Raw genomic sequence first — 13,816 nt, 5'->3', positions numbered from 1 at the left:
TTTAACTTAATAAAATGTTAATAAAATGTTAAAGTTAATTTATTGCTTATTTCATACTAGGTGAAAATGACATCTAATTGTATATTAACGGAGAAATTGAACCGTTTGTCGATTTCTAGAACATTTGCCCCTTAAGAACCAACTATCATGAAAAAATGGACAGCCCTCGTGTCCTTGTTTGCCCTATTTATAGGGATTCAGACCTATGCACAGGATAATGTAATTGAATTACAATTTGAGCGTTTAATTTCTAGTATACAACCACAAAAGTCTATTATAGAACGTACTGCCTCTTTTGAAAATCATTCTAGACTTTTAAATGCCCTTAGAGCTACAAATTTAGATAAGGTATTAAATTATAAAGGAGAATTTACTGTTTTTGCTCCCTCTAATCTTGCGTTTGAAAAATTATCAGAAGCTACAATTGATAAATTATTTGATCCAGAAAATAGGAAAGCTTTAAAAGCGATGCTTTCATATCACATTATCGCGGATAAGTTATCTGCATCTACAATATTAAGAGCAATGTGTAGAGGTAATGGTGTAGCAAAATTTACCACAATACAGGGTGAAAAAATTACTGCAACAATGAAGGGTATAGATATTGTATTAACTGATAAATCAGGCAATAGTGCTGTTATTGTAACTGCGGACTCAAATCAATCTAACGGCATCATTCATGAGATTGACACCGTTTTTGTTCCAGAAACTACATTTTAATTAACGAAGCGTTGCTCCTAAATTACGTTCGTAAGTATTTTGTAGTTTAGACATTATCTTTTCAATTTGTTTTTCAGTTAACGTGCTTTTGTCATCTTGCAAAGTAAAACTAACTGCATAAGATTTTTTACCCTCCGGTAAGTTCTTGCCTTCGTAAACATCAAATAGCGTCATATCTTTTAAGTACTTACGCTCAGCTCCAAAAGCAAGGTCGTGAAGTTCGCGATAAGTCGCTTTGTTATCCAACAGTAGTGCGAAATCTCTCTTAACTTCAGGATACTTAGGTATTTCTTTAAACACTACAGGAGTTGTCTCTAAGTGTTTTAAAACAGCACCCCAATCGAAGTCTGCATATAATACATCTTGCTTGATATCAAAATGTTTAAGAATTGACTTTTTAATCAATCCGAAAGAAACTAATTCTTTCTTTTTATATGTAAAAGTTAAGCCCTCTGAAAAATTGGAAGAACTAATAGGCTCACTCTTTAAGTTAGATATTCCAAGTCTTAATAGAACTGTTTCAACAATTGATTTTAATTCGTAAAAATTGGTCGATATAGCTTTGTTGGTCCAGCTATCTTGTGTAGAATCTCCACTTAATAAGATACTTAAATATTTTGGCTCTATTCTTTTATCTCCTTTTGCATAATATGTTTTTCCGAATTCGAACAACTTTAGGTTTGCGCGTCTACGGTTAATATTATAGTTGGCAGTTTCTAATGCAGAGAATAATGAGGTTCTTCTTAAAATAGATAAATCGCCACTTAATGGGTTAATGATTTCTATAGATTTATGTTCCTCTTCGTCTGAATCTAGTAACGAAACATAATCAGGATTGGTTAAACTATTGGTTAAAATTTCATAATAGCCTTTTGAAGCTAAAACATTGCCAATTGTAGTTTGTATAGTGTGATCTGCGGTTGCTTCTGTGGTTGCAACGGATGCATTCAGCTTTTGGCTGAAAGCTACATTGTTATAGCCATAGACTCTTAATATTTCTTCTATAACATCTACCTGTCTTTGTACATCAACTCTGTAAGACGGTACTTCAAGACCCATACCGGCTTCTGTAACGTTTTTAACCTTGATGTCTAGAGATGCTAAAATAGATTTGATAGTATCTTGCGGAATAGCTTGACCTATAAGCTTGTTTATTTTTTCAAAAGCAAGAAAAACTTCAAAGTTTGGTTGCTTCTTAGGATATAGATCATAAATGTCTGAAGTGATTTCTCCGCCAGCAATTTCCTTTATCAATAAAGCGGCACGTTTTAGACTGAACTCAACATTCTCTATATCAATACCACGTTCAAACCTAAAAGACGCATCGGTGTTTAACGCATGTCTTTTTGCTGATTTTCTAATGGAAACTGGGTTAAAATAGGCACTTTCTAAAAATATAGAAGTGGTTTCTTCGGTTACACCAGAACCTAAACCTCCAAACACACCAGCTAAACATAAGGGTTTTTCGGTGTCACAAATCATTAAATCATCTTCATGTAACGTTCTTTCAACGCCGTCAAGTGTAGTGAATTTAGTGCCTTTAGGTAGGGTTTGAACAATAATTTTATTACCCTTTATTTTTGCTGCGTCAAATGCATGCAAAGGTTGCCCTAATTCATGTAATACATAATTAGTAGCATCAACAACATTATTTTTTGGAGTTAGACCTATAGATTTCAACCTATTTTGTAACCAAGTAGGAGAGGGTTGAATAATTAAATTACTCAACGTAACACCACAGTATCTTGGGGCAAGTTCAGTTTGTTTAACGTCTACGTCTATTTTTAATGATCGGTCATTAATATTAAAATGACTGGTCGATGGGGTAATCAATTCTTTTGTAATTTCCTTTTGCTTCAACCCAGCTTTTAAATCTCTTGCTACACCAAAATGGCTCATAGCATCAGCACGGTTAGGGGTAAGTCCAATTTCAAAAACTTCATCTTCTTCAACATTGAATATTTCAGCGCAAGGTGTACCCGCTTTTAAATCCTCGTTCAAGACCATAATTCCATCATGGCTAGATCCAAGACCAAGTTCATCTTCAGCGCAAATCATTCCAAAACTTTCTTCGCCTCTAATTTTACCTTTCTTAATAGTCCAGGCTTCTCCTTCTGGGGTATACAATGTTGTACCAATAGTAGCTACAGGTACTTTTTGTCCTGCTGCAACATTTTTGGCACCACATACAATTTGTACAGGAGCATCTAGGCCTATATCGACCATAGTAACATTTAGCTTATCGGCATTAGTATGTTTAACGCAACTTAATACATGACCAACAACAATGCCTTTCAATCCGCCTTTAACAGATTCAAATTTTTCAACACCCTCTACTTCTAAACCTAAATCGGTTAAAAGTTCTCCGGTTTTTTGTGATTCCCAATCTATTTGTATGAACTGTTTAAGCCAGTTATATGATATTTTCATTCAAAACATTTATAGTGCGCAAAGATAAAACAATGCCCGTATACATTCAATAAGCTATGAAGTCTTTATTTAAATTTTTAATTATGCATATTTAATTGTTTCTTACCAGTTAAATTGGAAAACAGTATGAGATTTGGGTTAGCAATATTATCCGCTTTACTATTAATTGTTGGATGTAAGGAAAAAAAACAAACCAATAACCTCTCTGAAGGTATTTGGCTTGTGGAGTTAAATGTTATGGATAACCAAGAACTACCTTTTAATCTTACAGTAGCTAAAAAGGATGATGGTAGCTATAAAATGCAAATTTATAATGCAGAAGAAGTTATAGATGTAGACGAAATAGAAATTAAAGGAGATTCTATACGTATGCAAACACCTGTTTTTGAAGGATACCTAGCAGGTACTTTTACAGAAAACAAAATACAAGGACAGTTTATAAAAGAAAGTCTAGATAGGATTGTACCGTTTACGGCAGTTTATGGTATTGAAGATAGATTTCCTGCTAAATTAAAGAAAACGGAAAGAAACGTAACTGGAATTTGGGAAACCTATTTTAGTCCAGATTTAGAGGAGGAATATGTTGGCAAAGGAATTTTTTTACAAGAGGATAGTAAGGTAACCGGTACTTTTAGAACAACTACTGGTGATTATAGATTCCTTGAAGGTATACTTGATGGAGACTCTTTAAAGTTATCTTCTTTTGATGGTGCTCATGCTTTTCTATTTACTGCAAAAGTTACAGATTCAAGTATGAATGGTAATTTTTACTCAGGCAATCATTTTAAAGAACCTTTTGTGGCAAATAGAAATGATGGATTTGAACTGCCTAATCCAGATTCGTTAACTTTTTTAAATGAAGGTTATGATAAACTTGCTTTCTCTTTTCCTGATTCTGATGGAAATATGATATCCCTATCTGATAAGAAGTATCAAAACAAAGTTGTTATTGTCCAGTTAATGGGAACTTGGTGTCCAAATTGTTTAGATGAGACTAAGTTTTTGGTAGATTATCTTAAACAAGATTCTAATGTTGAAGTTATTGGGCTGGCTTTTGAATCTGCAAAAACTAAAGAAATAGCATTTAAGGCTATTAATCGTTTAAAGGATAGGGTAGCGGTAAATTATCCTATATTACTAGCTCAATATGGAAGCTATGATAAGAAAAAGGCACAAGAAAAACTACCCATGTTAAACCATATACTTTCTTACCCTACTACTATTTTTATTGATAAAAATGGAGATGTAAGAAAAATTCATACAGGATTTAACGGTCCTGCAACTGGAGAAAAGTATGTTGAATTTAAAAAGGATTTTAACGCTTTAATTACGCAGCTTAGTAATGAGTAAACTAGATAATGGTAGATTTTCCTAAACCAATATTTTCGTCGTTAATGTTGAAGCTACCATCTAGTTCCATAATATTATCTGCAATAAAATCCCCTACATAATTAGTTCCATATTTAGAGCTACCTAAAATATCTGCAGTAACTATTTTTTTAGAAAAGGATTTTAGAACGGCAGCCACAACGGCATCAGATTCTTCATTCATTTTAAAGTGTTGTAGTAACATAGCCATACTTAAAATGGAAGCAACCGGGTTAGCAATATTTTTGCCCGCAGCATCTGGGTATGAGCCGTGTATAGGTTCGAACATAGCATGTTCTAATCCTACTGAAGCAGATGGTAAAAGCCCTATTGAGCCAGCAATAACGCTACCTTGGTCAGAAAGGATGTCTCCAAACATATTATCGGTTAAAATAACATCGAATTGTGAGGGGTCTAAAACCATTTGTATAGCGGCATTGTCTATAAATAGGCAATTTAACTCTACGTCTGGATAACTTTCAGAAATAGACCTTACTACACGTCTCCATAAACGTGATGTTTCAAGTACATTGGCTTTGTCTACCAGTGTAACTTTCTTTTTTCTTGAACGAGCAGATTTAAACGCTAAATGTGTTATTCTGCTAATTTCAGCTTCTGTATATGTGCATGTATCGGTAGCAGAATTTGCTTCCTCATCAATGGTTTTTACTCCGTAATAAATTCCGCCCGCCAGTTCTCTAAAAATTACAAGATCAGTATTTTGAACCTGCGCTTTAGAAAGGGGAGACTGCTTTACAAGTGAAGGAAAAACCTTTACAGGTCTAATATTGGCAAAAAGACCTAGTTCTTTACGTAATCGTAAAAGTCCTTGCTCTGGCCAAACTTTTGCTTTCGGATTATCATCAAACTCGGGTAAACCTAATGCACCAAACAAGGTTGCATCTGTTCTTTTACAAAGTTCAAGAGTTTCATCAGGTAGCGGATTTCCTGTTTTTTTAATTGCAGAAGCACCAATTAGGCCTTTTTCAAAAGTAAAACTATGTCCAAAAGTTTCTTCAACCGATCGTAAACATTTAATGGATTGCGCAACCACCTCAGGCCCTATTCCATCTCCTTCTAAAACAGCAATATTTAAATGCATAATTAGCTAATACTTTGTAAGTCTATATTAGAGGTCTCTATAATTTGATGAATATCATCGTCTTTGACTTCTTTTCTTGTGTCTGCATATTTTAAAAACTCTTGATAAACTTGGTCTAATTGAGTTTTAGTAAGCTCATAACCAACAATTTTTGCTCTGTAAGCAAGTGCGGCTCTACCGCTTCTAGCTGTTAAGACAATAGAAGATTCTGTGACACCAACTTCTGCGGGGTCAATAATTTCGTAAGTCTCTCTATTTTTTATAACACCATCTTGATGAATACCAGAACTATGGGCAAATGCATTAGCACCAACAATAGCTTTGTTTGGTTGTACCATCATTCCCATTTTGCTAGAAACCATTAAACTAGTGTCATACAATAGTTTACTATTTATGGTAGTATCTAAGTTTAAATCTGGGTGTTGGCGCATAATCATTACCACTTCTTCTAATGAGGTATTACCTGCACGCTCTCCAATGCCATTTATAGTACACTCTATTTGTCTTGCACCATTTAAAACACCTGCAATTGAATTTGCGGTGGCTAAACCTAAATCATTATGACAATGACAAGAAAGTATAGCGTTGTGTATTCCCTTTACATTTTCACGTAAATATTTCATTTTAGCACCGTATTCATCTGGTAGGCAGTAACCAGTTGTATCTGGAATATTAAGTACTGTTGCACCAGCTTTTATTACAGCTTCACATACACGAGCTAAAAATTCATTATCCGTACGCCCTGCGTCTTCCGCATAAAATTCAACATCCTCAACAAAAGTCTTAGCGTAGGAAACGGCAGCAACTGCACGCTCTATAATAGCTTCTCTGTTAGAATTGAATTTAAATTTTATATGTGAGTCAGATGTACCTATACCGGTGTGAATTCGAGGCATTTTAGCATATTTCAATGCATCAGCTGCAACTTCAATATCATTTTTTACCGCACGGGTTAATCCACAAACAGTCGCATTTTTAACGAGTTTGGCTATGGCCTCTACAGATTGGAAATCTCCAGGGCTAGAAACAGGAAAACCGGCCTCAATAACATTTACCCCTAGTAAATCTAGGCGCTCAGCTATTACCAATTTTTGCTCACGGTCTAATTTACAGCCCGGAACTTGCTCTCCATCTCTTAAAGTAGTGTCAAATATTTGTACTATCTCTTTACTCATTATATTTACGTAGTTTTACTCGTCAAACGAATATATAACCTAAAACACAAAATGCTCGAATTTTGTTAACATGTTTACAACGTTAAGTCAGTTTTTTAGGTGTATAAAACATTGAATTACAATTATTTAAACTCTTATTATTACGATGACAAATGCGCATAAAGATGCTTTGTTCGTTTTAGTTAAATCACTTTCTAAATCTGAAAAGCGTCAATTTAAGCTTTATGTAGGCAGATTAGGTGTGAATACCGATGCTAAATTTTTAGCACTGTTCAATCTATTGGATAAAATTAAGCATTATGATGAGAAAACCATACTAGAAAGTGGTATAGTTAAGAAAGCACAACTCTCTAACCTAAAAGCACATCTATACAAACAGATTTTAGTCAGTTTAAGATTAAATCCCGTTAACCAGAATATTAGGGTTCAAATACGGGAGCAGTTAGATTTTGCCACAATTTTATATCAAAAAGGACTATACAAGCAAAGTTTAAAGATTCTTGATAAGGTAAAAAGTATCGCTATTGAAAATGAGGAAAAGAATATTGCCTATGAGATTGTTGAGTTAGAGAAAATTATTGAAACACAGTACATTACGCGAAGTATACCTGATCGTGCAGATGAACTTGCCATACAGGCAAAAGAATTATCTGGGCATAATGTAATGACCAGTAAACTATCTAATCTTTCGCTTCAACTTTATGGAATGATGTTGAAAGTAGGTTATGTACGCAGTGATGAGGATTATCAAAAAGTAAAAACTTATTTTAATGATCATTTACCGCTATATAACATAGAGGATTTAGGATTTAGAGAAAAGTTATGGTTGTATAAAGCGTATCTGTGGTACAGTTTTCTTACTCAAGATTTCTTGTCCTGTTTTAAATACGCAAGTAAGTGGGTTGATCTTTTTTATGATCATAAAGACATGATTTATCTTAATCCGGTGTTCTTTTTAAAAGGTAATCACTATTTATTGGAATCACTTTTTTATGTACAGTATAGCTCTCAATTTAAAGAAGTTCTTGAGCGTTTAGAGTTGACTATTAAGGAAAAGGAATTTCCAGATAATGATAATATCAATTCATTGGTATTCATGTATTTAAATGCGAATAAATTGAACTTGCATTTTCTAGAAGGAACTTTTGAAAAAGGACTTTATCTAGTAAAGATTGTTGAATACGGAATAAATAAGCATAGAGACAGAATAGATGTACATCATGTTATGGTTCTCTATTATAAAATTGCGTGTCTGTATTTTGGAATTGGGGATAACAAAACGTGTATTCAATATCTTAAAAAAATTATAGATAACAAGAATTTAAAAATGCGTGAAGACCTAATGTGTTTTGCTCGTGTTTTAAGTTTAGTGGCTCATTATGAGGCTGGTATGGATTATCATTTAGAAGTTCAATTAAAAAGCACCTATAAGTTTTTATTGAAAATGAACGATATGCACGCAGTCCAAAAAGAAATGATCAAGTTTTTAAGAAGTCTTGGCGGTATCTATCCTAATCAATTAAAAGCGGAATTTCAGAAGTTATATACTGAATTGAAAAAGTATGAGGATCACCCTTATGAAAAAAGGGCGTTCTTGTATTTAGATATTCTTTCATGGTTAGAGAGTCATTTGCAAAATAAACCTGTATCTCAAATAATGAGGGAGAAGGCTTTGGCGAAAACACGCTAAAGAAACTTTTGTTAGATGAAAAGTAACCATATTCAACATTTATTAGAAATCAACTTGGCTATGTTATTCATAGCCACTTCTGGAGCTCTTGGGCGATATGTACAACTACCTGTGCCCGTAACAATTGGTTCACGAGCCTTACTGGCATTTGTAGCTTTATTTCTGTACTGCAGATATAAAAAATTCAATTTAAAAATAGATACAAAAGATGCAGGCGTAATTTTATTTAGCGGTGTCTTAATGGGAGTTCATTGGGTTACCTATTTCTACGCCTTAAAACTATCAAATGTCGCCATCGGTATGCTCTCCATATTTACATACCCGGTAATTACTGCGTTTTTAGAGCCAATTTTATTAAAGACCAAGTTTCAATTGGCACATTTACTTCTTGCTTTTCTGGTATTAACAGGCATGTATTTTCTTAGTCCGTCTTTAGATTTTGAGAATAGTTATACTATCGCAATTTGTTTCGGGGTGTTTTCGGCATTTGCCTATGCCTTAAGAAATTTAGTACTTAAAAAGAAGGTTGAAAAGTATAATGGTTCTGTGCTAATGACATATCAGACAGCCATAGTTGGTATTTTGCTATTTCCATTTTTGTTTACAATTTCGCCAAATGTAATAATTGACCAATGGCAAGTACTGGTGGCTCTAGCAATTTTGACCACTGCAATAGGTCATACTATGTTTTTAATGACTTTTAAGCATTTTAATATTACCACCGTTAGTATATTAAGTAGTGTGCAGCCCGTATACGGTATTTTAATAGGAGCTATATTTCTATCTGAAATACCTAAAGGAACTACAATTCTAGGAGGTGTTTTAATTTTAAGTTCCGTAGTTATAGAAAGTTTTCGCTCAAAGAAGAAAACTTAAGATATGCTCAATTAATTTTGAGAATTTATACCAGGAGTACTTGCGCCAAATTGGCTAATTATATTATCTCCGAATTTGGTGAATTGCTCATTCTTAGCCATTTCTCTAACCTTTACTGGGTCAAAATCTCCATTAAAATATAAAAAGGAGCCTGTTTGGTTATCATTATTATAAATCAATATTTCTTTAACCAAGTTCTTTTTCTCTCTTACAGAAACCACATTGCGTTTTAGTTCATCATTTTTTCTGAAAACCTCTATAAATGAATTACCTGTAATACCATTCATTTGTTGATTTAGAAATTGGGTTTTACTATCTGTGGTACTGGGGAATTGCATGTATCTTAAATCTTTGGTATTCCCAACCATAGCTTTCATTTCAGGAGAAATTTCACTTATCATGGAAAGCATGAACTGTGGAACACGTACTGCGGTTACTTGATTATCATTTTTGTGTGCATTGTAAAAGGTGTCAATAGAATTATAGCTACTGCATGAAGTAATTACTATAAACAAACCTAAGAAGCAAATTTTCTTTAACATGGTAATAGTGTTTATGTTAAAAGTAGTAAAATTAAAGACACGCATTCCAAATGGGATCATTTGGCGGCAGGGCAATAATTTCTAAAGGTTCCTTTTTTACAGGATGCATCAATCGTAGTTTTCTTGCGTGTAAGTGAATACTTCCGTCCTCGTTACTTCTATTAAAGCCATATTTTAAATCACCTTTAATAGGGCAGCCGATTGCGGTAAGTTGCGATCGTATTTGATGGTGTCTTCCAGTTTCAAGGTCTACTTCCAAAAGAAAATAACGGTCAAGCTTTTTCAAAGTTCTATAGGTTAAAATTGCTTTTTTACTTTCTGAAATCTCTTTTATATGAGCGTAAGATTTGTTTTGCTTTGTATTCCTCTTCATCCAATGAACCAATCTCTTTTTTGGCTCTTCTGGACTATTTTTTACAATTGCCCAGTAGGTTTTTTTAGCATCTTTTTCAGCGAACATCTTATTTAATCTTGGCAGTGCTTTAGAGGTTTTAGCAAATACTACAATGCCTGATGTAGGGCGGTCTAAACGGTGTACTACACCTAAATAAACGTTACCTGGCTTATTGTATTTTTTCTTTATAAATGCTTTAACGGTATCGCTAAGTGGTTGGTCTCCGGTTTTATCTCCTTGCACGATATCACCAGGACGTTTATTTATAACAATGAGATGGTTATCCTCAAATAAAACTTGAAGATTATCAATTGTAGAATGTTCTTTTTTTGACAAAGAGTAGGGTAGTGTTAATTAATATTGCTCCTCATCATTAGGGAAATCTTGACTTTTTACATCGCTTACGTAATTAGAAATGGCATTTCCCATTTCTTCGTATAAATTCATGTATCTACGTAAAAAACGAGGATTGAATTCATGTGTCATTCCTAATAGATCATGAACTACTAAAACCTGTCCGTCTGCATATTTTCCACCTCCAATACCAATGGTAGGTATGGTTAAACTTTCAGAAACCTTTTTTGTAAGCTCAGCAGGAATTTTTTCGACAACGATTCCAAAACAGCCAAGTTTTTCAAGTAATTTGGCGTCTTCCATTAACTTTTCCGCTTCCTCTTCTTCTTTTGCACGAACGGTGTACGTACCAAATTTATATATGGATTGAGGAGTTAAACCTAAGTGGCCCATTACCGGAATACCGGCAGCTAAAATTCTTTTCACTGATTCCTTAATTTCTGCTCCGCCCTCTAATTTTACGGCATGTGCACCACTTTCTTTCATGATTCTAATAGCAGAACGTAAAGCTTCCTTCGGGTCGCTCTGGTAGCTGCCAAATGGTAAGTCAACAACAACTAAAGCCCTGTCAATAGCTCTAATTACAGAAGAAGCATGATAAATCATCTGGTCCAAGGTAATTGGTAACGTAGTTTCATGGCCAGCCATAACATTACTGGCAGAATCACCAACCAAAATTACATCAACCTTTGCGGCATCAACGATTTTAGCCATAGAGTAGTCATATGCAGTAAGCATAGAGATTTTTTCTCCATTCTTCTTCATGTCCACTAGTGATTTAACCGTGACTCTTTTATATTCCTTCTTAGCTACTGACATAGTCTGTTATTTGATTAAGTGCCATAAAAGTAAGGAGTTTTAATGAGATTTAACCCTCATAGTTTAGATTCCATTTAAAAGGGAATAATTTAGAATTTATCTATTTTTAGGGTATTAACTTAATAAAAGGTATTACATGAAAAATTTCTTTTTGCTATTGACACTATTAGTCGTCACTTTGGTTAGCGCACAAATTGAAGAAGAGGTAAAAGTTAAGTATGCGGTAGAGACTTTTTTTTACGCTTTTCATGACAAAAATGAATTAGCGATGAAGCGTGTTGTTAATCCTGATATTTTAATGCAGACTGTAGGTTTAAATATGCTAGGCAAAATGACCGTACGAAATAATAATTTTAATGATTTAATAAACTTTATGATTACCACACCAGATTCTATAAGTTTTCAAGAAAAAATTTTAGATTATAAAATTCATATAGATGGTGGTATGGCGCATGTTTGGGCACCGTATGAATTTTGGTATAATGGGGAATTTAGCCATTGTGGAGTTAATTCTTTTCAACTTTTTAAAGAAGAAGATACCTGGAAAATTATTTACTTAATTGATTCAAGAAGAAAAGAAGATTGCAATAATGCATCAGAATAAATATTGCATCCTATTTCCAAAATCTAGATGAAGTTGCACCGGCAGTAGGAAAATCATTAGGAATTTCTTGTGTAACCTTACCAGCAGCAGCCCATTCTGCACCTCTTTGAAATGTGGTAATAAACCCTACACACTCCATAGAATAGTCAAAATGACCTAAGGTTGAATGAAATACGCGCCCCTTACCGTAGTTGATAGCCATAAGTTGAGGCACATTTTGTCCTAAGCCGGTAACATTTGGGTCCCAAGGTGGTGCATTTTTTTCAACATCTGCAAAAGCTGTGGCCAAAATAGTGGCATTTTCAAAAGGGCCTCTCATACGTTCATATAATTCATCTGGAGTATGAAGCCATTTTTCAGGTATACCTTTCATAATGGGGTGCTCAGGTGCTTTTGTTGTTAATTGAAATTCATATTCAGGACCGTGAGATCCACAAACACCTTCTACGGGGTCTTTTATTAATTCACCCTTATCATTATAATATACGTAAGGTCCGGAGCTTTCATCACGATTTCCCCAGGCGCCTAAACCAATCATTTTATTGAATTCTTCCCAATCTCCCCAAGCATTGTTAGCGGCATGAATGACCACTAAGCCACCTCCGTTTTGCATGTAAGTTTCAAAGTCTTTTCTTGTTTTCTCTGGCCATAGGGGAGACTCTGCTCCAAGATTAGAAATTATGACATCGTAGTTATTAAAATCAAGTGTAAAATCTGAAGTTTTAATAGGACTGTCAGAAATTTGATATGTTTTATCTGTTAAAGGATAGATTTCTATAAATGAGTTATAAGCTTCTGGTCTTGTTTGATTGTATTTAATACCTAACCAAACAGAATCCATTCTTTTGACGTCTACTGTGAAAAGATTGGTTTTATCTAAGTAATCTTTCATCATCATGGTGGTCTTAGGCCAAACGTAATGATTGTTTTGTCCGTCAATGATTAATGCTCTCAATTTTGATGGTGATTGCTCTTTCTCAACAATTTCTTTCTTCTTTTCTCCACAAGAAGTAAGTGCTAAACTGAATAAAACAACGGCCAATAAATTTTTCATGTTGATGTTTACTTAAAATTGTTGACATTAAATGTACATGAACTTGTTAAGATGGCAAAAACGAACTAAGGATAACTTGAATATTAAAACAGATTTCTTTTTGCGGATAATAAAAAGTGCTATTAATTTAGCAGTTCACTGTAAAGATTAATAAAATGAAAATATTGGGAATAGGTTCAAGAATTTCACATGCTGAATTTGGTAAAGGTGTAGTTACGAATGTATCTAGTAATATGTATTGGGTGACATTTATGGATAAAGGCTTAGAAACCATTGATATAGATTCTGATTATGAAGTGATTGAGGCTATTGACAATGAGGTAGATACCGTTAGTTTTTTTGATGTAGAAAGTTCTTTGGTCTCTATTTTACAAAAATGGAGTGATGCTACCCAACGTGTGGCCATTGCGGATAAATGGAAAGGTGGTAATTTAATTTTGGAACCTGGTGAAGCAGGTATGAGCAATAAAGAAATTCCTATTAACACCTTCTTTCATAAAATTGTAATGGTGCGTGATCGCATACGTGTAATGGAGCAAAAAATAAATTCTAGCAAAAATTTAGATGATCAAGAAAAAATAGATTTACAGCAATATATTACCAGAATATATGGTAGTTTAACTACATTTAATGTTCTTTTTAAGGCTAAAAGCGATCATTTTGTTGGAGAAAAAGGGGGTAAGTAGGT

13 protein-coding genes are annotated in these 13,816 nt (G+C 33.9%); 6 read left to right on the top strand and 7 right to left on the bottom strand.

Going from position 1 to position 13,816, the window contains the following annotated elements; translation table 11 throughout:
- Nucleotides 1-147: 147 nt before the first annotated feature.
- Nucleotides 148-720: a fasciclin domain-containing protein gene (locus tag BM296_RS11310; RefSeq protein ID WP_091903150.1), complete on the top strand. Its 573-nt coding sequence runs from the start codon at nucleotides 148-150 to the stop codon at nucleotides 718-720.
- Here BM296_RS11310 and pheT read toward each other — a convergent pair whose 3' ends face one another.
- Entirely contained in the window at nucleotides 721-3,150 is a 2,430-nt protein-coding gene (gene pheT, locus BM296_RS11305; RefSeq protein WP_027067213.1) for a phenylalanine--tRNA ligase subunit beta, read from the bottom strand.
- A gap of 126 nt (nucleotides 3,151-3,276) precedes the next feature.
- Between pheT and BM296_RS11300 the strand changes: the two genes are divergently transcribed.
- Nucleotides 3,277-4,500 carry a peroxiredoxin family protein gene (locus BM296_RS11300; RefSeq protein WP_027067212.1) on the top strand — a complete coding sequence of 408 codons (1,224 nt, stop codon included), beginning with the start codon at nucleotides 3,277-3,279 and terminating at the stop codon, nucleotides 4,498-4,500.
- A 1-nt stretch (nucleotide 4,501) separates the two neighbouring features.
- Here BM296_RS11300 and leuB read toward each other — a convergent pair whose 3' ends face one another.
- Complete coding sequence (gene leuB / locus BM296_RS11295) at nucleotides 4,502-5,620, bottom strand: 3-isopropylmalate dehydrogenase (protein WP_091903149.1); 1,119 nt, start codon at nucleotides 5,618-5,620, stop codon at nucleotides 4,502-4,504.
- A gap of 2 nt (nucleotides 5,621-5,622) precedes the next feature.
- Complete coding sequence (locus tag BM296_RS11290; protein ID WP_091903148.1) at nucleotides 5,623-6,795, bottom strand: 2-isopropylmalate synthase; 1,173 nt, start codon at nucleotides 6,793-6,795, stop codon at nucleotides 5,623-5,625.
- A gap of 145 nt (nucleotides 6,796-6,940) precedes the next feature.
- Here BM296_RS11290 and BM296_RS11285 point away from each other — a divergent pair, with 145 nt between their 5' ends.
- Both BM296_RS11285 and BM296_RS11280 read left to right on the top strand, forming a co-directional pair.
- A complete protein-coding gene (locus tag BM296_RS11285; RefSeq protein ID WP_027067211.1) occupies nucleotides 6,941-8,485 on the top strand; it encodes a hypothetical protein in 1,545 nt (514 codons plus the stop codon).
- A 15-nt stretch (nucleotides 8,486-8,500) separates the two neighbouring features.
- The gene (locus tag BM296_RS11280) at nucleotides 8,501-9,361 is read left to right on the top strand and encodes a DMT family transporter (RefSeq protein WP_091903147.1); all 861 of its coding nucleotides are present in this window, start codon (nucleotides 8,501-8,503) and stop codon (nucleotides 9,359-9,361) included.
- Between the two features lie 11 nt (nucleotides 9,362-9,372).
- Here BM296_RS11280 and BM296_RS11275 read toward each other — a convergent pair whose 3' ends face one another.
- Genes BM296_RS11275 through panB form a run of 3 tightly spaced genes read right to left on the bottom strand, consistent with a single transcriptional unit; the run spans nucleotide 9,373 to nucleotide 11,470 of the window.
- Nucleotides 9,373-9,903 carry a DUF4252 domain-containing protein gene (locus BM296_RS11275; protein WP_245787009.1) on the bottom strand — a complete coding sequence of 177 codons (531 nt, stop codon included), beginning with the start codon at nucleotides 9,901-9,903 and terminating at the stop codon, nucleotides 9,373-9,375.
- Nucleotides 9,904-9,934: 31 nt separating this feature from the next.
- On the bottom strand, nucleotides 9,935-10,633 hold the full coding sequence (locus tag BM296_RS11270; protein ID WP_091903145.1) for an RluA family pseudouridine synthase: 699 nt from the start codon (nucleotides 10,631-10,633) through the stop codon (nucleotides 9,935-9,937).
- Nucleotides 10,634-10,651: 18 nt separating this feature from the next.
- Nucleotides 10,652-11,470, bottom strand: a complete 819-nt coding sequence (gene panB / locus BM296_RS11265; protein WP_027067207.1) for a 3-methyl-2-oxobutanoate hydroxymethyltransferase — start codon at nucleotides 11,468-11,470, stop codon at nucleotides 10,652-10,654.
- Nucleotides 11,471-11,606: 136 nt separating this feature from the next.
- Here panB and BM296_RS11260 point away from each other — a divergent pair, with 136 nt between their 5' ends.
- Nucleotides 11,607-12,074 (top strand): hypothetical protein, encoded by a 468-nt coding sequence (locus BM296_RS11260; protein WP_091903144.1) that lies wholly within the window; start codon nucleotides 11,607-11,609, stop codon nucleotides 12,072-12,074.
- A gap of 10 nt (nucleotides 12,075-12,084) precedes the next feature.
- Here BM296_RS11260 and BM296_RS11255 read toward each other — a convergent pair whose 3' ends face one another.
- A complete protein-coding gene (locus tag BM296_RS11255) occupies nucleotides 12,085-13,128 on the bottom strand; it encodes a ThuA domain-containing protein (RefSeq protein ID WP_091903143.1) in 1,044 nt (347 codons plus the stop codon).
- Between the two features lie 155 nt (nucleotides 13,129-13,283).
- Here BM296_RS11255 and BM296_RS11250 point away from each other — a divergent pair, with 155 nt between their 5' ends.
- Entirely contained in the window at nucleotides 13,284-13,814 is a 531-nt protein-coding gene (locus BM296_RS11250) for a DUF8685 domain-containing protein (protein ID WP_091903142.1), read from the top strand.
- Nucleotides 13,815-13,816: the final 2 nt, after the last annotated feature.

The organism is Maribacter stanieri (genome assembly GCF_900112245.1).
GTDB lineage: Bacteria > Bacteroidota > Bacteroidia > Flavobacteriales > Flavobacteriaceae > Maribacter > Maribacter stanieri.
Note: the sequence above shows the minus strand (reverse complement) of the source record. Positions and strands in the feature narration are given on the sequence as shown.